Origin of the sequence: Streptomyces ureilyticus (assembly GCF_011045025.1) — a bacterium.
Classification (GTDB): Bacteria; Actinomycetota; Actinomycetes; order Streptomycetales; family Streptomycetaceae; genus Streptomyces; species Streptomyces ureilyticus.
On sequence record NZ_JAAKZX010000017.1, the window covers coordinates 41,690 to 59,247 of the forward strand.

The 17,558-nt window shown below is 69.6% G+C and carries 16 protein-coding genes; 7 read left to right on the top strand and 9 right to left on the bottom strand.

Annotated elements, in window-relative coordinates; genetic code table 11:
* Nucleotides 1–12 precede the first annotated feature (12 nt).
* Nucleotides 13–951: a serine protein kinase RIO gene (locus tag G6048_RS08325; RefSeq protein ID WP_165338803.1), complete on the top strand. Its 939-nt coding sequence runs from the start codon at nucleotides 13–15 to the stop codon at nucleotides 949–951.
* A gap of 123 nt (nucleotides 952–1,074) precedes the next feature.
* On the opposite strand, the gene G6048_RS08330 is transcribed toward G6048_RS08325, so the two are convergent.
* The 6 genes from G6048_RS08330 to G6048_RS08355 are packed head-to-tail and all read right to left on the bottom strand — an operon-like array spanning nucleotide 1,075 to nucleotide 6,475.
* On the bottom strand, nucleotides 1,075–2,232 hold the full coding sequence (locus G6048_RS08330; RefSeq protein ID WP_165338804.1) for an acyl-CoA dehydrogenase family protein: 1,158 nt from the start codon (nucleotides 2,230–2,232) through the stop codon (nucleotides 1,075–1,077).
* A gap of 15 nt (nucleotides 2,233–2,247) precedes the next feature.
* Nucleotides 2,248–2,778 (bottom strand): DoxX family protein, encoded by a 531-nt coding sequence (locus tag G6048_RS08335; protein ID WP_328825710.1) that lies wholly within the window; start codon nucleotides 2,776–2,778, stop codon nucleotides 2,248–2,250.
* Nucleotides 2,775–3,686 (bottom strand): SDR family NAD(P)-dependent oxidoreductase, encoded by a 912-nt coding sequence (locus tag G6048_RS08340; protein WP_165338805.1) that lies wholly within the window; start codon nucleotides 3,684–3,686, stop codon nucleotides 2,775–2,777. Before G6048_RS08340 ends, G6048_RS08335 begins: the two co-directional genes overlap by 4 nt.
* Nucleotides 3,687–3,730: 44 nt before the next feature.
* Nucleotides 3,731–4,885, bottom strand: a complete 1,155-nt coding sequence (locus G6048_RS08345) for a CaiB/BaiF CoA transferase family protein (protein WP_165338806.1) — start codon at nucleotides 4,883–4,885, stop codon at nucleotides 3,731–3,733.
* Between the two features lie 44 nt (nucleotides 4,886–4,929).
* Complete coding sequence (locus G6048_RS08350; protein WP_235989540.1) at nucleotides 4,930–5,706, bottom strand: enoyl-CoA hydratase/isomerase family protein; 777 nt, start codon at nucleotides 5,704–5,706, stop codon at nucleotides 4,930–4,932.
* Nucleotides 5,707–5,719: 13 nt separating this feature from the next.
* Nucleotides 5,720–6,475 carry an SDR family NAD(P)-dependent oxidoreductase gene (locus tag G6048_RS08355; protein WP_165338807.1) on the bottom strand — a complete coding sequence of 252 codons (756 nt, stop codon included), beginning with the start codon at nucleotides 6,473–6,475 and terminating at the stop codon, nucleotides 5,720–5,722.
* A 129-nt stretch (nucleotides 6,476–6,604) separates the two neighbouring features.
* On the opposite strand from G6048_RS08355, the gene G6048_RS08360 reads away from it, so the two are divergent.
* The 6 genes from G6048_RS08360 to G6048_RS08385 all read left to right on the top strand — a co-directional run bounded on the left by G6048_RS08360 (nucleotide 6,605) and on the right by G6048_RS08385 (nucleotide 13,295).
* Nucleotides 6,605–7,747 (top strand): acyl-CoA dehydrogenase family protein, encoded by a 1,143-nt coding sequence (locus G6048_RS08360; protein WP_165338808.1) that lies wholly within the window; start codon nucleotides 6,605–6,607, stop codon nucleotides 7,745–7,747.
* An 81-nt stretch (nucleotides 7,748–7,828) separates the two neighbouring features.
* Nucleotides 7,829–9,319 carry an aldehyde dehydrogenase family protein gene (locus G6048_RS08365; RefSeq protein ID WP_165338809.1) on the top strand — a complete coding sequence of 497 codons (1,491 nt, stop codon included), beginning with the start codon at nucleotides 7,829–7,831 and terminating at the stop codon, nucleotides 9,317–9,319.
* A 46-nt stretch (nucleotides 9,320–9,365) separates the two neighbouring features.
* Nucleotides 9,366–10,937: an AMP-binding protein gene (locus tag G6048_RS08370; RefSeq protein ID WP_328825711.1), complete on the top strand. Its 1,572-nt coding sequence runs from the start codon at nucleotides 9,366–9,368 to the stop codon at nucleotides 10,935–10,937.
* A gap of 4 nt (nucleotides 10,938–10,941) precedes the next feature.
* Nucleotides 10,942–12,096, top strand: coding sequence for a thiolase family protein (locus G6048_RS08375; RefSeq protein ID WP_165338811.1), 1,155 nt, complete (start codon nucleotides 10,942–10,944; stop codon nucleotides 12,094–12,096).
* On the top strand, nucleotides 12,093–12,506 hold the full coding sequence (locus tag G6048_RS08380) for a Zn-ribbon domain-containing OB-fold protein (protein WP_165338812.1): 414 nt from the start codon (nucleotides 12,093–12,095) through the stop codon (nucleotides 12,504–12,506). Before G6048_RS08375 ends, G6048_RS08380 begins: the two co-directional genes overlap by 4 nt.
* Before the next feature lie 39 nt (nucleotides 12,507–12,545).
* The gene (locus tag G6048_RS08385) at nucleotides 12,546–13,295 is read left to right on the top strand and encodes a FadR/GntR family transcriptional regulator (RefSeq protein ID WP_328825712.1); all 750 of its coding nucleotides are present in this window, start codon (nucleotides 12,546–12,548) and stop codon (nucleotides 13,293–13,295) included.
* A gap of 174 nt (nucleotides 13,296–13,469) precedes the next feature.
* Here G6048_RS08385 and G6048_RS08390 read toward each other — a convergent pair whose 3' ends face one another.
* From G6048_RS08390 to G6048_RS08400, 3 genes are all read right to left on the bottom strand, one after another.
* Nucleotides 13,470–14,441, bottom strand: a complete 972-nt coding sequence (locus G6048_RS08390; RefSeq protein WP_165338813.1) for an ABC transporter substrate-binding protein — start codon at nucleotides 14,439–14,441, stop codon at nucleotides 13,470–13,472.
* 86 nt (nucleotides 14,442–14,527) lie between these two features.
* On the bottom strand, nucleotides 14,528–14,845 hold the full coding sequence (locus tag G6048_RS08395) for an SUMF1/EgtB/PvdO family nonheme iron enzyme (protein ID WP_328825713.1): 318 nt from the start codon (nucleotides 14,843–14,845) through the stop codon (nucleotides 14,528–14,530).
* An 86-nt stretch (nucleotides 14,846–14,931) separates the two neighbouring features.
* Nucleotides 14,932–17,292 (bottom strand): arylsulfatase, encoded by a 2,361-nt coding sequence (locus tag G6048_RS08400; protein WP_165338814.1) that lies wholly within the window; start codon nucleotides 17,290–17,292, stop codon nucleotides 14,932–14,934.
* Between the last annotated feature and the right edge of the window lie 266 nt (nucleotides 17,293–17,558).

The window sequence follows — 17,558 nt, forward strand, 5'->3', positions numbered from 1 at the left end:
GCACCTCCAGCGATGTCTCACGACGATCTCTCGCAGCACCTTCAACACCCGGCATTTCCTGACGACTTCAGCACCGACGCCTACCGCTATGTCCCGCCGTCGGACGACCTGGGCGACGTCGACGACCGGTTCGTCTTCGACTTCCGTCCCTACGACGACCTCGAGGACGGCCAGCGCTGGTCGACCTGGCTCAGCGTCGAACCCCTCTGCCGAGGCCCCGAGCCGCTCCCGGACTGGGTGGTGACCTCGCAGGGCGCGATCGACACCGAGCTCGGCGTCCTCAAGACCGGCAAGGAGGCCGACGTCCACCTCGTCGAGCGCGCCGACCCGCTCGACCCCGCCGCCAGCGTGGTCATGGCGGCCAAGCGGTACCGCTCTGCCGAGCACCGGACCTTCCACCGCTCCGCGTCCTACACCGAGGGCCGCTCGATGAAGCGCTCACGTGACGAGCGGGCCCTCAAGCGGAAGAGCACCTTCGGCCGACGGGTCGCGGCCGGCGAGTGGGCGGTGTCCGAGTGGGGTGCGCTGGTGCGGCTCTGGGACCTCGGGCTGCCGGTTCCCTACCCGGTCCAGATCGACGGCACCGAGATCCTGATGGAGTGGATCACCGTCGTCGACGAGGACGGCGCCGTCGAGACCGCGCCCCGGCTCGCCCAGACTCGACCCTCACCCGAGCTGCTGGCAGCGTACTTCGAGCAACTCACCGATGCGCTCGCGACGATGGTGCAGAACGGCCTCGTGCACGGCGACCTCTCGGCGTACAACATCCTGGCGGCGGGCGAGCGACTGGTCATCATCGACCTGCCACAGATCGTCGACCTGGTCGGCAACCTCAACGGGATGAACTTCCTCCAGCGCGACTGCGCCAACATCTGTGGCTGGTTCCGCTCACGGGGCCTCGATGTCGACGAGCACGCGCTGTTCGCGGAGCTGATGGCGCACGCCTTCTAGGACCGGGCCGGGGGAGGCGATTCCGCGCGGAGCGAGTACAGGATCGGCAGGTGGGAGTCTCCGAAGGGGAGCCGGTACAGGCCGTCTTCGCCCGCCGGGAATGACACATCTCGGTGGGCGGGTTCAGCCGCGGGCGGCCTCACCGAGCAGCGCCTTCGCGATAATGACCTGCTGGATCTGGCTGGTGCCCTCGTAGATGCGGAACAGCCGGGCGTCGCGGTAGAAGCGCTCCACGGCGACCCCGCGCATATAGCCCGCGCCGCCGTGGATCTGCACCGCGCGGTCCGCCACCCGCCACACCATCTCACTGGCGAAGTACTTCGTGCAGGACGGGCCGATCTTGGTGTCCTCGCCCGAGTCGAAGCCCCGGGCCGCCTCCAGGACCGTGGCCCGCCCGGCGTAGTAGTCGGTCATCGAGTCGGCGATCAGGCCCTGGATGAGCTGGAAGGAACCGATGAGCTTTCCGGACTGCTTGCGGGTGCTCGCGTATGCGACCGACTCGTCGACCAGGCGCTCGGCCATCCCGACCATCAGGGCCGAGATGTGCACCCGCCCGTGCGCGATACAGCCCATCGCAGTGGAGAAGCCCCGGTTCAAGCCGTCCTCGCCGCCGACCAGGGCTTCGGCCGGTACGCGTACGTCGTCGAAGAAGACGTCCGCTGTCCAGGCCCCGAGCTGACCCATCTTGTGGTCCTTGGGTGCCACGGTCAGGCCGGGCGTGCCCGCCGGGACCAGGAACGTGGAGATGCCGCGCGTGGGCGGGGCATCGGGGTCGGTGCGGGCGAAGACCATGAAGACATCGGCGAGCGGCGCGTTGGTGATGTAGCGCTTGGCGCCGTTGATCACCCATTCATCGCCGTCGCGGTGCGCTCGCGTGGTCAGCGTCGACGGGTCCGATCCGGCATCGGGTTCAGTGAGGGCGAAGGACGCCAGCACGTCGCCGGAGGCGATCCGCGGCAGCCAGTGCGTCTTCTGCTCCTCGGTGCCGCCGACCATGAGGACATGCCCCGCGATGCCGTTGTTGGTGCCGAACATCGAGCGCAGGGATGGGGTCGTGTAGCCGAGCTCGAACATCAACTGGGCTTCCTCGTACGTCGACAGGCCGAGCCCGCCGTACTCCTCGGGCAGCGCGAAGCCGAAGAGTCCCATCTTCTTGGCCGCCTCGCGGATGTCCGCGGGCATCTCGTCCTTCTCGTCGATCTCCGCCTCGAGCGGCACGACGCGTTCCCGGACGAAACGCCGGACCTCGGACAGCACCGCGGAGAAGTCATCCGCGTCCATGTCGCCTCCCTGGGCTCACTGCTCTGACTCGTCGGGATCATTGGGATCATCGGGATCCGGCCGGTAGCACACCGCGAGCAGCGCCGCCGCGCTCGCCGCGCCCACCGCGGCGGCGAGCAACGCGGGCCCCGCGCCTGCCCGTTGGCTTCGCAGCAGCCCGTCGACCGAGTACCGGCCGTTGCCGAGCGCGGCCAGCGCCACGGCAGCTCCGCCGACGACACCGACGTACTCCCAGCCGCCCTTGAAGACGAAGAAACCCTTGCCACGGTGGTCGGTTCGGGCCGCCACGGCCATCAGGCCGACGGCCGCCGCGGCCGGGAGCGGGTTCGCGGCGCCCAGAGTGAGGCCGACGCCCGCCGCCATCTCGGTGCCGGCCGCCATACGGGCGTGTACGGGGGCGGGTTCGAGCCCGAGCGATTTGAACCATCCCGTGGTGCCCTCGATACCACCCGGCCCCGCGACCTTGTTCCAGCCGTGCGCGAACAGCATCGGCCCGAGCGTCGCGCGCAGCAGCAACGCCGCGACGTCGCCGCTTCGCGCCTTCACTGGCCCACTCCGGTGGCCCGGCCCGCGGGAGCGGCGCCGTACAACTGCGGTACGGCCTCGACGAGTTCCTCAGGAGTGAGCGCTTCGCCGGACCGGCTGGGGTGCACTCCGGTCACCGTCCAGCCCTGCAGGCGGTTGAGCCGATTGCCCTCGATGCGCAGCACCTGGCCGGTCAGCCAGGACGCGGCGTCGGAGGCCAAGTACACGATCACACCCGAGGCGTTGGCCGGATCGCCCGGGTCGAAGCCGTCGACGGCCGTCTGCGGCTGGCCGACCGCCAGGCCCTCCGTCATCCGGGTGGTCGCGATCGGTGAGATGGCGTTCGCGGTGACGCCGTACCGTCGCATCTCCAGTGCGGTGACGACCGTGAGACCGGCGATCCCGGCCTTCGCGGCGGCGTAGTTGGACTGGCCCTGGTTGCCGAACAGCCCAGTACCGGACGTTGTGTTGATGACGCGACCGGCGACGCGCTCGCCCCGCTTCGACGCCTCGCGCCAGTACGCGCACGCATGCCGCGTCAGCGCGAAGGTGCCCTTGAGATGGACGGCGATCACCGCGTCGAACTCGGTCTCGCTCATCGAGAACAGCATGCGGTCGCGCACGATCCCCGCGTTGCTCACGACGATGTCCAGCCGCCCGAACTCCGCGACGGTGTCCGCCACCATGGTCTCGGTCGCCGCCCAGTCGGTGACCGAGGCGTGGTTGGCCATCGCCCGGCCGCCGAGCTTGGTGATCTCGGCGACCACGTCGTCGGCGGGGGAGTCGCCGGTCTGTTCACCGTGTACGCCGGCACCGGGATCGTTCACCACCACGGCCGCCCCGGCCTCGGCGAGCGCCAGGCAGTGCGCGCGGCCGAGGCCCCGCCCGCCACCCGTCACGATCGCGACCTTGTCGTCGAGGATGCCCACGCCGTACCTCCGGATCAGTTGAATCAGCTTGCTTGTCAGCTCAGTCAGTTCAGTTCGCCGAGTACTTCGTCGGTGTGCTCGCCGAGCGTCGGCGCACCCGCCCGCGGTTTCTCGTCCACACCCCAGAAGCCGACGGGCGTGGCCACCGTTCGCAGCGGCGGCGCGTCACCCATGCCGGGCTGCTCGACGAACGCCCCCACCGCCTCGGCCTGCGGATCCGCCGCAACCTCCGCCAGCGTCTGCACCGGAGCCCACCACACGCCCTCCGCGTCGAGACGCTCCGCCCACTCGGCGAGCGGCAGCTTCGCGAACTCCTCGTCGAAGATCGCGATCAGCTCCCGTACGTGGCCACGCCTGGCCTTGCCCGTCGCGAACCGCTCGTCCGTCCCCAAGTCGTCCCGGCCGAGCGCCTTGATGACTCCGGGCCAGTGCCGGCTGCCCTCCAGACCGACCAGCCAGAACCAGCGTCCGTCGGCGGCCTGGTAGGAGTTGTAGAGCGGGGACTCGTGCTCGGTGCGCGGCCGGGTGCGACCGCGCTTGCCGAAGAAGTTCTGCAGCGCCAGGTCGTTGCCGTTCGCGTACGTCCCGGAACGCAGCAGCGATACGTCCACCACGCCGCCCTCGCCCGTACGCGCCCGCCGCAGCAGCGCGGCCAGCACCCCGGCCACCAGGTTGGCGGCGGCGGTACGGTCACCGAGTCCGGGCCGGATGCCGGGCGGCGGCTCACCGGCCGGGTTCAGCATGGCGGCGATACCGGGCCGCGCCCAGAACGCGGAGACGTCGTATCCGGCCCGGTCACGCTCGGCTCCGGTCCAGCCGTACCCCGTCAACGTGCCGATGACCAGGCGGGGATGGCGTACCCGTATCTCCTCCGGGGCCAGGCCAAGCCGCTCGAGCGCACCGGGCCGGAGGTTGGTGACGAACACGTCGGCGCGTTCCAGCAGGCGCTCGAGCGCGTCCTTCCCCTCCTCGGACCGCAGGTCGAGGACCACGCTGCGCTTGCCCCGGTTGTCCGTCTCGAAGGGCGGTGCGCTGTCGATGTCCTGGCCCACGTGCCGCAGCGTGTAGCGGTTCGGGTCACCGGTCGGCGCCTCCACCTTGATCACGTCCGCGCCCCAGTCGGCCAGCATGGTGGCGGCGGCCGGAGCCGCCACCCACATGCCCAGCTCGACCACGGAAAAGCCCTCAAGTGGCCGCACGGCCCACCTCCACAAGCGGTTCTGCACATCTCGGAAGTTGCTTGCTACGCCCCGCGGAACTCCGCCGGACGCCGCTCACGAAAGGCCCTCAGCCCCTCGGTCTGGTCCTCGGTGCAGAACAGCACCGACACGGTCTCGCGCTCGTACGCGATCGCCGTCTCAAGGTCCATGCCGAGCCCGTGGTCGATCAGCCGTTTGCCGGCGGCGAGCGCGAGCGGCGCACCGGCGGCCAACCGCGCGGCCAGCGTCTCGGCGGCTTTCAACGCCTCACAGGGCTCGGCCAGTTCGTTGACCAGGCCCAGCGCGTACGCCCGCTCGGCGTCGATCGGTTCGCCGGTGAGGATCATCTGCTTGGCGATCGCGGGCGGTACCAGTCGCGGGAGCCGCTGGGTGCCGCCCGCGCCCGGCAGCACCCCGAGCTTCATCTCGGGCAGCCCGAGCCGGGACCCGCGTTCGGCGACCCGCAGATCGCAGGCGAGCGCGAGCTCCAGACCGCCGCCGAAGGCGAATCCGTGGACTGCCGCCACCGAGGGTTTGGGGAAGTTCTCCAGGAGGGCGTACGCGTCGGTCAGCCGGCCCACGAAGGCGCGGAACTGCCCGGGCGTCGTGCACGACTCGATCTCCCCGAGGTCGGCCCCGGCCGAGAAGGCCCGGCCCGCTCCGGTCAGTACCAGCGCCCGGACGTTGTCGTCCTCGCGTACGTCGGCCAGCGCGTCCCGCAGCAGGCCGACGGTCCCGGAGCCGATGGCGTTGAGCCGCTCCGGCCGGTTCAGGGTGAACACGGCCACCCGGTCGCGTACTTCGACGCGCAGCACGCTCATCAGCTCAGCCCTTTCAGACCATCGTGAGGCCGCCGCTGACCGAGAGCGTCTGCCCGGTCATGTACGCGGCGTCGTCGGACGCGAGGAAGGCCACCACACCGGCGATGTCGGCGGGCTGGGCGATACGGCGCAGCGGAATCGCCCGCGCGGTCGCCTCGTACATCTTCTGGCTGTACTCGGCGACCTGGCCGAGCAGTGCCGTCTCGGTGGGTCCCGGACAGACGCTGTTGACGGTGATGCCGTGCCGGGCGACCTCGCGGGCCAGTGCCTTGCCGAAGGCGATGACGCCGCCCTTGGTCGCGGAGTACACGACCTCGCCGGAGGAGCCGACGCGGCCGGCGTCGGAGGCGATGTGGATGATGCGTCCGCTCTCGCGCTCGATCATCGAGTCCAGGACGGCCCGGGTCATGGTGATCGTGCCGCGCAGATTGACGGCGATGATGCGGTCCCAGTCCTCTTCGCGGCTGTCGGCGAAGCGGCCGATCACATCGACCGCCGCGTTGTTCACGAGGACGTCCACCGGGCCGAGTTCGGCGCTCACCCGCTCGACGGCGGCGCGTACGGCCGCGCCGTCGGAGATGTCCGCACCGACTCCGGTGGCGCGGACGGAGTACCGCTCGGCGAGCTGGGCCGCGACCTTGTCGGCGGCCTGCGGGTCCAGATCGCAGACGGCGACGGCGGTCCCGTTCGTCGCGAGCCGCTCGGCGATCGCCTCGCCGATGCCGCGTCCTGCTCCGGTGACGAGGGCCACCTTGTCCCGTCCGCTCACGCGTCCTCCACTCGCCAGCTGCCTCGGTGCTCGCCTCGGTACTCGTCTGGGCACTCGCTTGGGCGCCGATACAGCGCTATCGTATAACTACTTCAGCTAAATAAGCGAGATGCATGAGTGGAGTCGAGCATGCGCCGTACGATCTTCACCGCGGAACACGAGCTGTTCCGGGACACCGCCCGGACGTACTACCAGCGCGAATGCGCTCCGTACACCGAGCAGTGGGAGCGCGAGGGCCAGGTGAGCCGGGAGGCGTGGGCCGCCGCGGGCAAGGCCGGGCTGATCGGCTGGCAGTTCCCGGAGGAGTACGGCGGCCAGGGGCTGTGGGACTTCCGCTACAACGCCATCATGGCGGAGGAGATGCACGCCACCAGCTCGGTCGGCATCGGCCTCGGGCTGCAGAACGACGTCATCCCGCCCTATCTGATGCACCTCACCACGCCCGAGCAGAAGGCGCGCTGGCTGCCCGGCGTGATCAGCGGCGAGACGATCTGTGCGCTCGCCCTCTCGGAGCCGGGAGCCGGATCCGACCTCAAGAACATCCGCACCACCGCCCGCCGGGACGGTGACACCTGGGTGATCGACGGCTCCAAGACCTTCATCACCAACGGCATCCTCGCCGACCTCGTCATCGTCGCCTGCAAGACGGACCCCGACGCCGGACACAAGGGCATCAGCCTGATCGTCGTCGAGCGCGGAACCGAGGGCTTCGAGCGCGGCCGTAAGCTCGACAAGGTCGGCATGAAGGCCCAGGACACCGCCGAACTCTTCTTCCATGGCGTCCGGGTACCCGCCGAGAACCTCATCGGGCAGGAGGGGCGCGGCTTTTACCACATGATGGGCAACCTTCCGACGGAGCGGCTTGCCATCGCGGTCGCCGCGCTCGCCTCCGCCGAGCGGGCCTTCGGACTGGCCCTGGAGTACGCCAAGACCCGCACCGCCTTCGGCCGGCCCATCGGGGAGTTCCAGGCCAACCGCTTCGCCCTCGCCGACATCAAGGCCCAGCTGGGCGTGGCCCGGGTCTACCTGGACGGCTGCATCATGGCGCTGGTCGATGGCGAGCTGACGGCCGACGAGGCTGCCGCGGCCAAGTACTGGACCACCGAGACCGGCTGGCAGGCCATCGACCGCTGTATGCAGCTCTTCGGCGGCTACGGCTACGTCAACGAGTACGAGATCGCCCGCATCTGGCGGGACAGCCGGGTTCAGCGGGTGTTCGGCGGGACCTCGGAGATCATGCAGGAGATCATCGGGCGCTCGCTGGGGCTGTGAGCAGCTGTCCGGTCCATTGACTGTCTTGGATAAATAGGTTAGCTATTTGTGCGAGATGCGGTGACGGCTCGAGGAGGATCCGTGGTCACGGTCGATGTGAAGTTGCACCAGGAGAGAGCCGAACAGGACCTGCCGCTGCCGCGGCTCGTCATCGGCGGCAAGGACGTCACCGACACGAGCGGCGGACTCTACGAGCACCGGAACCCGGCGACCGGCCTCGTCCAGTCGCACATCCCGCTCGCCGGCCCCGCCGAGGTGGACCAGGCCGTGGCCGCCGCCCGGCAGGCCTTCGAGGTGTGGGGCACCATGCGCCCCGCCGAACGGCGCCGGCTGCTCACCCGCTTCGCCCAGCTGATCCGCGACCACATCGAGGACTTCGCGGCGATCTGCCCGCTGGAGAACGGCGTCTGCGTCGGCGGCTGGGCCGAGAACGTCGGACCGCACGTCGCCGACTGGACCGAGTACTACGCCGGCTGGGCCGACAAGATCGAGGGCATGGTGGGCGCCGCCTACAGCCCGCACGAGAACGTCGAGTACACCATCGCCGAGCCGTACGGCGTCATCGGCCACATCATCACCTGGAACTCACCCGCGCTCTCGCTGGCCATGAAGGTCCCGCCCTCGCTCGCCGCAGGCAACACCGTGGTCATCAAACCGGCCGAGTCCACCCCGTTCTCCGCGCTGCTCTTCGCCGACCTCGCCCGCGAGGCGGGCATCCCCGACGGCGTCATCAACGTCGTCACCGGACTCGGCGACGCGGGCGAAGCACTCGTCTCGCACCCCGGCATCGACAAGATCTCCTTCACCGGCGGGCCCGCCACCGCGCGCCGCATCATGGAGACCGCGGCCCGCAGCCTCAAGCCTGTCCTGTTCGAACTCGGGGGCAAGTCCGCCAACCTGCTCTTCGCCGACACCGATCTCGACAGCGTCGTCCCGTACTGCGCCGCCTTCGCCATGAGCAACACCGGCCAGGGCTGCGCGCTGCCCACCCGGATGCTCGTCGAGCGTTCCGTCTACGACGAGGTCGTCGCGCGCGTCGCCGGAGTCGTGGCCCACCTGCCTGTCGGCGACCCGCTCGCACCGACCACGTACATCGGCCCGCTGGTCAACGCCGCCGCTCGCGACCGCGTCCAGGAAGTGATCGACAAAGCGATCGCCGACGAGGCCGGCCGGCTGATCTACGGCGGCGAACGCATCGAGTCCGACGGCTACTTCGTGACCCCCACCGTCTTCGCCGACGTCGACAACCGCAGCGACCTGGCCCAGCGCGAGATCTTCGGACCGGTCCTCGCCATCACCCCCTTCGACACGGAGGAGGAGGCCCTCGCGCTGGCCAACGACACCGAGTACGGACTCTCCGCCTACATCCAGTCCCGCGACATCGCCCGGGTCAACCGGCTGGTGCCGCGCCTCAAAGCTGGAACGGTCTACGTCAACCCCGGCCCCAACCCCATCACTTCGCCCGCCACGCCGTTCGGCGGCGTGGGCATCAGCGGGTTCGGCAGGGAGGGCGGCAGGGCTGGCCTTGAGGAGTTCATCAGCGTCAAGGGCGTCGGGATCAGCCGTGCCTGACAGGACATCAGGAACTTCGGGAACCAGGCCTTCTGGAGTGAGATCAGTGAATCGTGCCCGCCGCCTGACCTTCGGCGACCTCATCCGCGAGCACCGCCGCTCGTACCCCGACGCGATCGCCCTGGTCGACGGCGAAGTCCGGCTGACCTGGCCCGAGTTGGACGAGCGCACCAACCGGCTCGCCGACGCGCTCACCAGCACCGGGGTCGGACCCGGCGACCGGATCCTGTGGCTGGGCCAGAACTCGTTCCGGATCTGGGAACTCCTCGGTGCCGCCGCGAAGATCGGTGCCATGGTCTGCCCGGGCTACTGGCGCTGGGCCGCCCCGGAGATGGCGTACGCGATCGAGGACTTCGACCCCCGCGTGATCGTCTGGCAGGACGAGGAGATCGGCGACACGGTCGGCAAGGCTCGGGCCGAACTGGGCGGTGAACACCGGGCGTTGTGGTTGCGCCATGACGCCGAAGGCGCGGAGTCGTACGAGGCTTTTCTGGCCTCCGGTTCGCCCGAGGACCCCCAGACGCACGTCGACCCCGACTCCGCGCTCCTCGTCATCTACACCGCGGCCATCAGCGGACGGCAGTCCGGCTCGATGCTCTCGCACCGCAATCTGCTCGCGATGGGCGCGAGCGCCGCCTGGATGGGCGACATCGGCCAGGAGACCGCCTTCCTGGGCGCCGGACCCATGTTCCACATCGGCAACTACCAGTTCTGGGGCATCCCGGCCTTCGTGCACGGCGGAAAGAACGTGGTCGTCCGCCGCGTGATCGCCGAGGAACTGCTCCCGGTACTCGCCGCCGAGCGCTGCACCCACGCGTATCTGATGCCCCCGACCATCGCGCAGCTCGTCGCGCTCAACCGCGAGGCCGGCCACGACCTGTCCCAGCTGCGGGCGAGTGTCGCGGCACCGGTGTGGGAGGGCATGGTGCCCACGGACACCAGCCGCTTCACCCGCAACGGCGGCGGCGAGGGCCGGGGTTACGGCCAGACCGAGGTGACCGGGTTCGCCGTCACCGGCGCCTACGGCGGGACCGGCACCGGCAACGCCGGACGTCCCGGGCCCTTCACCGCCGTACGCATTCTGGACAGCGGCGGCAGGGAGTGCGAGGCCGGCGAGGCCGGCGAGATCTGCGTACGCGGGGACCTCGTGCACCTCGGTTACTGGAACCGGCCCGAGATCAACGAGGAACGCTTCCGCTTCGGCTGGTGGCACACCACGGATCTGGGGCGGCGGGAGGCGGACGGCACGATCAGCTTCCTCGGTACGACGACCCGGATGCTCAAGTCCGCGGCCGAGAACATCTTCCCCGCCGAGGTCGAGAACTGCATCGAGTCGCACCCCGCCGTGAAGGAGGCCGCCGTGATCGGCGTCCCGAACGAGCGCTGGGCCCAGGACGTCAAGGCCGTCGTGGTCCTGCGGGACGACACCGAGGTCACGGCCGAGGACATCATCGAGCACTGCCGGGCCCGGATCGCCTCGTACAAGAAGCCCAAGACGGTGGAGTTCATCGACGCCCTGCCCCGCACCGGCGGCTACGCCAAGGACTACGACGTGCTCGACTCCCGCTTCGGCGGCGGAGGTTACCCCGGCGGCGACACGCTCGGCGCGGGACGGTGAGGCCGTGACCGACCGCCGGTCGCCCGTCATCGCGGGGGTGTACGCCACCGAACAGGCGCTGACCCTTCCTCATCGGGATGCCATGGACCTCGCCCTCGAAGCGGTACGCGGCGCGGTGGCGGACGCCGGTCTGAAGCCGTCCGACATCGACGGGGCTCAGGTTGACTGGCCGGGCCCCGGCGGCGTACCGGGCGAGGGCAGTTCCTGGGCCCGGATGCTCGGCCGCGACCTGCGCTGGACCAGCGACTCCATGCTGGACAACGCGGGCTCCCGGGGCCTGCTGAAGGCGGCAGCCGCCGTGCGCGCCGGGTACGCGGACACCGTCGTGGTCGGCGGCTGCAAGCTGGTCTCGCGCGGCGCGGGGCCGGTCGGCGCCGGCGTACCGCTGGAGTTCGCCGACGTCTGGGGCAGCTACGTCGTCGCCCAGTTCGCCCTGGTGGCGGCCCGGCACATGCACGAGTACGGGACCACCTCCCGCCAACTCGCCGAGGTCGCCGCCACCATCCGCAACAACGGCACCACCAACCCCGAGGCGATGATGTACGGCCGCGGCCCCTACACCGCCGACGACGTGCTCGCCTCCCGTATGGTCGCGACCCCCTTCCACCTCCTCGACTGCTGCATCGTCGGCGAGGGCGGCGCCGCGCTCGTGGTCACCACTGCCGAACGGGCCCGCGACTTGCCGCAGTCGCCCATCGCCGTGCTCGGTGGCGCGATGGAGTACCACCAGGCCGCGTACGCCAATCCGGCGCTCCTGAGTGAGGTCGGCATGCTCGGCCGAGACGCCGCCACACGCGCGTACGCGATGGCCGGGATCGGCGCGCAGGACGTGGACGTCTTCTCCCTCTACGACCCCAACTCCTTCGAAATCATCCGGCAGTTGGAAGCCCTGGGGCTGTGCGGCGAGGGCGAGGGCGGTCCGCTGGCCGCGAGCGGAGCCATCGCCGTGGGCGGCAAGCATCCCGTCAACCCGGACGGCGGCTGTCTGGCGTACGCGTGGAACGGCACGCAGCAGATGACGCTCAAAGTCGTCGAAGCGGTACGGCAGTTGCGGGGCGCCGCCGTGCACCAGATCACGGGCGCGGAGTTGGCCGTCGTCGGCAACGCCGGGTCCGGAGCGCAGCATTACGAGATGAGCGTGCTGGGGAGGACCGGATGACCGGCAGACCTGTTCCGCTGCCGACGGAGTTGTCGGAGCCGTTCTGGGCGGCGGCCCGGCGCGGCGAACTGGTCGTCCCGTACTGCCCTTCCTGCGACCTGCGGTTCTTCGTACCCGAACCCGCCTGCCCGGGGTGCATGTCGCCGGACTGGCGCTACGAGCCGAGCGCGGGCCGGGGAACCGTCTACTCGGTGACGGTGGTGCACCGAGCGCCAGGCCCGGGCTTCGACACACCTTTCGCGCTCGCCGTGATCGACCTGGACGACGGCGGCACCCTGCTGTCCCACGTGGACGCCGGCACCCCGGACAAGGTCGGCATCGGCCTGCGCGTACGCGTGGACTTCCGCCCCTTCACCGACGAGATCACGCTGCCGTACTTCGTACCGGACGCGATCGACGGACTCGACTGACAGTGACCGGATGACCGAGTGAGGGCGGAGGTGGACACCGTGGCGAACACGCCGGTACGGGTCCCCAAGATGGCCGAGCTGGTGGCGGCACAGCTGCGCCGCAAGATCGTACGCGGAGAGCTGACGGAGGGGGAGGCGCTGCCCGCCGAGACGGCGCTGATGGCGGAGTTCGCCGTGTCGCGGCCCACGCTGCGCGAGGCGTTCCGGGTGCTGGAGTCGGAGTCGCTGATCAGTGTGCGACGGGGTGCGCGGGGCGGGGCCCGGGTGCAGGTGCCCGAGCAGACGGTGGCCGCGCGTTACGCGGGCGTGGTGCTGGAGTACCGGGGCACGACCCTGAAAGACGTCTATGACGCCCGTACGGTCCTGGAGGCGCCGTGCGCCGGACTGCTCGCCGGGCGGCGCACGGACGAGGACCTGTCGCGGCTGCGCGCCGCGGTCGCCGAGGCGGAGCTGCTGATGGACGACCCGTCGGCCTTCATCCGCGCCCATATGGAGTTCCACGCGCTGGTGGTGGAGCTCGCGGGCAACGAGACGCTGACCGTACTGACGGGCATGGTCCGCCACATCATCGACCAGGCGAACTGGTCGCATGTCGACCTCGACGCGGGGACTCCCGAGAACATCCGGGCCAACCGGCGGGGTTTCCGCGCCCACGTCGCCCTTGTCGACCTCGTCGCTGCGCGCCGCGCGGAGGCTGCCGAGGAGTTGTGGCGGGTGCATCTCCAGGAGGCGGAGGACTATTTGCTGCAGAACCGGTCGATGACGACGGTTCTGGACCTGCTCGGCTGAGGGGCGTCCCCCTCACCGGCTCACGAGGAGGGCACGGCGCGGAAGCAGGGCTGATTCGACGTCCTCGTACTCACCGGAGTGGTGCCGGCCGCTCTCACCGCCAAGGACGCGTCCAGAGTCCGCACCGGGTACGGCCCGGCGAAGAACTCGCGCTCTGCTTCCCGCGCGTGGCCTCTAACCGAGCCAGGCCTTGACCTTGTCGGGGTTCGCGTCGATCCACTTCTTCGCCGCTGCCTCCGGTGTCATCTTGTCGAGCGCGATGTACTTGGCGACGGTGTTCTGGTCTTCGTTGGTCCACGTGAAGTTCTTCACCAGGTCGTAGGCCGGGCTGCCCGACTTGGCGAACTTCGTGCTGACGATCTTGTCGAGGTCGAACACGGGGTAGTCGCAGGCGACTTTCGCCTTGTCCGCGTCGCAGCCTTCTGTGTGCTTGGGCAGGTCGACCTTGACCAGCGGCACCTCGGACAGGAACCACTGCGGCTCGTAGAAGTAGCCGATCACCCACTTCTTGTTCTTCTCGGCTTCCCGGAATGCCTGGATCAGCGCGGTCTCGCTGCCCGCGTACACCACTTTGAAGTCCAGCTTGAGGTTCTTCGCCAGGGCTTCGTCGTTGGTCTGGAACGACGGGTCGCCGTCCAGGAGCTGGCCCTTGCTGCCCGACTCGGATGTCTTGAAGTCGGCGGCGTACTTGTTGAGGTTCTTCCAGTTGGTGATGTCCGGGTGCTTCTTCGCGATCCACGGGGGGATGTACCAGCCGATGATTCCCTTGTTGCCGGTCGAGCCGAGGTTCACGGCGATCTTCTGCTGGTCGATGTACTTCTTCTTCAGGTCGTCGTGGCCCCAGTTCTCCACGATGGCGTCGACCTCGCCCGTCTCGAAGCCCTGCCAGCTGATCTCCGCCTTCAGGTCCTTCGTGACGACCTTGCAGCCGAGTTCCTTCTCCGCGACGTTCTTGATGACCGCCGCGTTGGCCTCGTAGCCCACCCACGGGCTGATCGCGAGGTTGAAGGTGCCGCACTTGCCCGAGGCGGCGTCCGCCCCGGAGGATTCCTCGCCGACCTTCGCCCCGCCACAGGCGGTCAGGGTGAGACCGAGTACGGCCATCCCCGCCGCGCCGGAACGCCAATGTCCTCTACGTGGTGCCATGGTTCTGCTCCTTGTGCGCCGGGTGTATCGCGCCGTTGTCCGAGTGGTGGAGTCGAGATCCGGATCGATAGGGGTGTCGATAGGGGTCACGTCATGTCCAGTGCGCGATGACGCCAGTCGGCGCCCTCGACCTGGCGCCACCAGGGCGCGGCCGCCACCGCCCGGGTGGGCGGGAAGTCGTCGGGGAGCCGCCCGGCGAAGACGAACGACCAGCCGATTCGCTCGGCCGAGGTGCGGTACCCGGTGTCGGCGGCGAAGCGCGCGAACTGTTCGTTGGACACCGCGCAGGCGTCGATCCAGAAGGGGGCGACGTGCACCGTACGCACGGGACCTTCCCCGTCGGCCGGGTAGGCGAGGGCGTCCTGGCTGCCCATGAGGAACTGGCCGGCGGGGACGGCCACCATGCCCTCGGTGACCGCCGGGCGGACAGTGGATTGCCGGAGTCCCGGCGGCCGGCCCACGCTCCGACTGCCGGACGGTGCGCAGCAGTTCACTGGGCCCCCATGACGCGCCGGTGCAGTCCGCCGTCGAACTCGGACGACTCGGCGCTCTGGGCGCCCAGGTCGATGCGCATCGTGTGAAGGGTTCCGGTGAACTCGTTGTCGAGTACGGGGTAGTCGTCGGTGACCGGTGTGCTCAGGTCCACTCCGACGTCGAGTGTCTCGTCGAAGGAGAAGTAGTACGGGATGGTCTGATCGACCCGCCCGGTCGCGTGCTTCTCACCGTCCACCAGAAGCGTGGCGGTCCCACCCTTGCCGAGTCCGCCCCCGTCGTAGTCGAACTCGAGCCGGACCTCGTGCCGTCCCGGTGCCAGGGGCTCGCCGCCGCGCACGGTGTACAGGTTCATGCCGAAGTAGTTGTAGGCGTAGGCGGGCCTGCCCTCGGTGACGTACAGGGTCCAGCCGCCGAACCGGCCGCCCTGCGCGATGAGTACGCCCTCGGCAGTAGTGTCCGGCAGCTCGATGTCCGCGGTGATGCTGTGCGAGCGGTTCTTGATGTTGGGTGTGGTCTCCTCGGTGAACCGGCGCATGCCCGCGCGGTAGGTGACGGAGGTGCGGTCGCCGAGCAGATCGATACGGCCGGCCACGGCCGGGTTCTCGCGCTCGGTGACCCGGTCGTCCAGGGGGAAGACCTGGTACTGCGCCGCCTCGATCAGGAACAGGTCCTGCAACTGGCGCAGCTTCTGGGGGTGTTGGGCGGCGAGGTCGTGCGCCTGACTCCAGTCCTCGCTCAGGTCGTAGAGCTCCCAGACGTCCTCGGCGAACGGCCGGTCCCCCTCCGGCACCATCTCCCAGGGGATGCCGTGGCGGGTGACCGCCATCCAGCCGTCGTGGTAGATGCCGCGGTTGCCGCACATCTCGAAGTACTGGGTACGGCGGTGCTCGGGCGCCTGGGGGTCGGTGAGCGTCTGTTTCATGCTGGTGCCCTCGATGGGCTGCTGCGGCACCCCGTCGACGCTGAACGGCGCCGGAACGCCCACGCAGTCGAGGATTGTCGGCAGTACGTCGATGACGTGCGAGAACTGGTGACGGAGCCCGCCGCGCTCGGGGACCCCGCGTGGCCAGTGCAGGACCATGCCGTCCCGAGTGCCGCCGAAGTGTGAGGCCACCTGCTTGGTCCACTGGTAGGGCGTATTGAGCGCGAGGGCCCAGCCCGCGGGGGCGATCGGGTAGCTGAGCGGGCCGCCGATCTCGTCGAGGTGGTCGATCATCTCGTCCGGGTCGTCCACGATGCCGTGCCCCAGCCGGTGCTCGACGATCGTCCCCTCGATGCCGCCCTCGCCCGAGGCGCCGTTGTCGCCCAGGACGTAGAGGATGATCGTGTTGTCCAGCTCGCCCAGTTCCTCCAGAGCGTCGAGGAACCTGCCGACCTGTACGTCCGCGTGTTCGGTGAAGGCGGCGAAGGTCTCCATGAACCTGGCCGCCAACTTGCGCTGGTTGTCGGTCAGTTCGTCCCAGTGCGGAACGCCTTCCGCCCAGGGCGCGAGCTCCGTCTCCGGGGGTACGACGCCAAGTTCCTTCTGGCGTTCGAGGGTCGCCTCACGCTGCCGGTCCCAGCCGTGGTCGAACCGGCCGCGGTACTTCTCCTGCCATTCCGGGCCGACGTGCAGGGGCGCGTGCGCGGCGCCGAGCGCGAGGTAGGTGAAGAACGGCCGGTCCGGGGTCAGGGTGCGCTGCGTACGAACCCAGTCGATGGCGTGGTCGACGAGGTCCTCGGAGAGGTGGTAGCCGTCCTCGGGCCGGCGGTCCGGCTCGACGGGGGTGGTGCCCTGGTACAGCAGCGGGTACCAGTGGTTCATTTCGGCGCCCATGAACCCGTAGAAGGTGTCGAAGCCCTCCCCGGTCGGCCAGCGGTCGAACGGCCCGACCGCACTGATCTCCCGCGGCGGGGTCTGGTGCCACTTGCCGAAGGCCGCCGTGCTGTAGCCGTTGCCTTGCAGGATCTGCGCCATGGTCGCCGCGCTGCGCGGCCGGAACCCGTTGTACCCGGGGGCCGCGGTGGCCATCTCGGTGGTGCCGCCCATGCCCACCGAGTGATGGTTGCGCCCGGTCAGCAGGGCCTGCCGGGTCGGCGAGCACAGGGCCGTCACATGAAAGCGGGTGTAGCGCAGCCCGCCCTCCGCGAGCCGGTCCGCGGCCGGCATCTCGCACGGCCCGCCGAACGCGCTGGAAGTGCCGAAGCCGAGGTCGTCGACCAGCACGATCACCACGTTCGGGGCACCCTCCGGCGGCGGGACCGGACCGATGGGCGTGAACGCGGTCTCCTGGTCGTGAACGTCCATCGTGGTCGTCAGCGGCCGACGGGCGTCAGGCCGGGGGAGCACGTGCCGACCGGCGTCGAACTCAGTCATGTAATTCTCCGATTCGGTCCCCTGCGAGGAAATGTCACACCCTCTTATCGCGGCCGAATTACCGGCGTAATGCAGCTGGACTTCAGCGGTCCGGGAGTACCCCTGCCTGCGACGCAGTCAAAGTGTCATTCGCCGCAGAAGCCGGTCAACAAGCGTTCTGAATTTTCGTGGACCGGTTTTGAATGAGGGCTATAGAAAGCTTCTATAGCGGGGCTTGGCATCCGAGCCCCGCGCGGCGGGGCGTCCCGCCGTGGGGGCCGCGCAGC

What these genes read in the sequence shown, in the direction of transcription:
- G6048_RS08325 (WP_165338803.1), top strand. Translation starts at nt 13, where the DNA reads ATGTCTCACGACGATCTCTCGCAGCACCTTCAACACCCGGCATTTCCT.
- G6048_RS08390 (WP_165338813.1), bottom strand. Translation starts at nt 14,441, where the DNA reads ATGGCACCACGTAGAGGACATTGGCGTTCCGGCGCGGCGGGGATGGCC.
- G6048_RS08395 (WP_328825713.1), bottom strand. Translation starts at nt 14,845, where the DNA reads ATGGTGGCCGTCCCCGCCGGCCAGTTCCTCATGGGCAGCCAGGACGCC.
- G6048_RS08330 (WP_165338804.1), bottom strand. Translation starts at nt 2,232, where the DNA reads ATGGACGCGGATGACTTCTCCGCGGTGCTGTCCGAGGTCCGGCGTTTC.
- G6048_RS08360 (WP_165338808.1), top strand. Translation starts at nt 6,605, where the DNA reads ATGCGCCGTACGATCTTCACCGCGGAACACGAGCTGTTCCGGGACACC.
- G6048_RS08380 (WP_165338812.1), top strand. Translation starts at nt 12,093, where the DNA reads ATGACCGGCAGACCTGTTCCGCTGCCGACGGAGTTGTCGGAGCCGTTC.
- G6048_RS08400 (WP_165338814.1), bottom strand. Translation starts at nt 17,292, where the DNA reads ATGACTGAGTTCGACGCCGGTCGGCACGTGCTCCCCCGGCCTGACGCC.
- G6048_RS08350 (WP_235989540.1), bottom strand. Translation starts at nt 5,706, where the DNA reads ATGAGCGTGCTGCGCGTCGAAGTACGCGACCGGGTGGCCGTGTTCACC.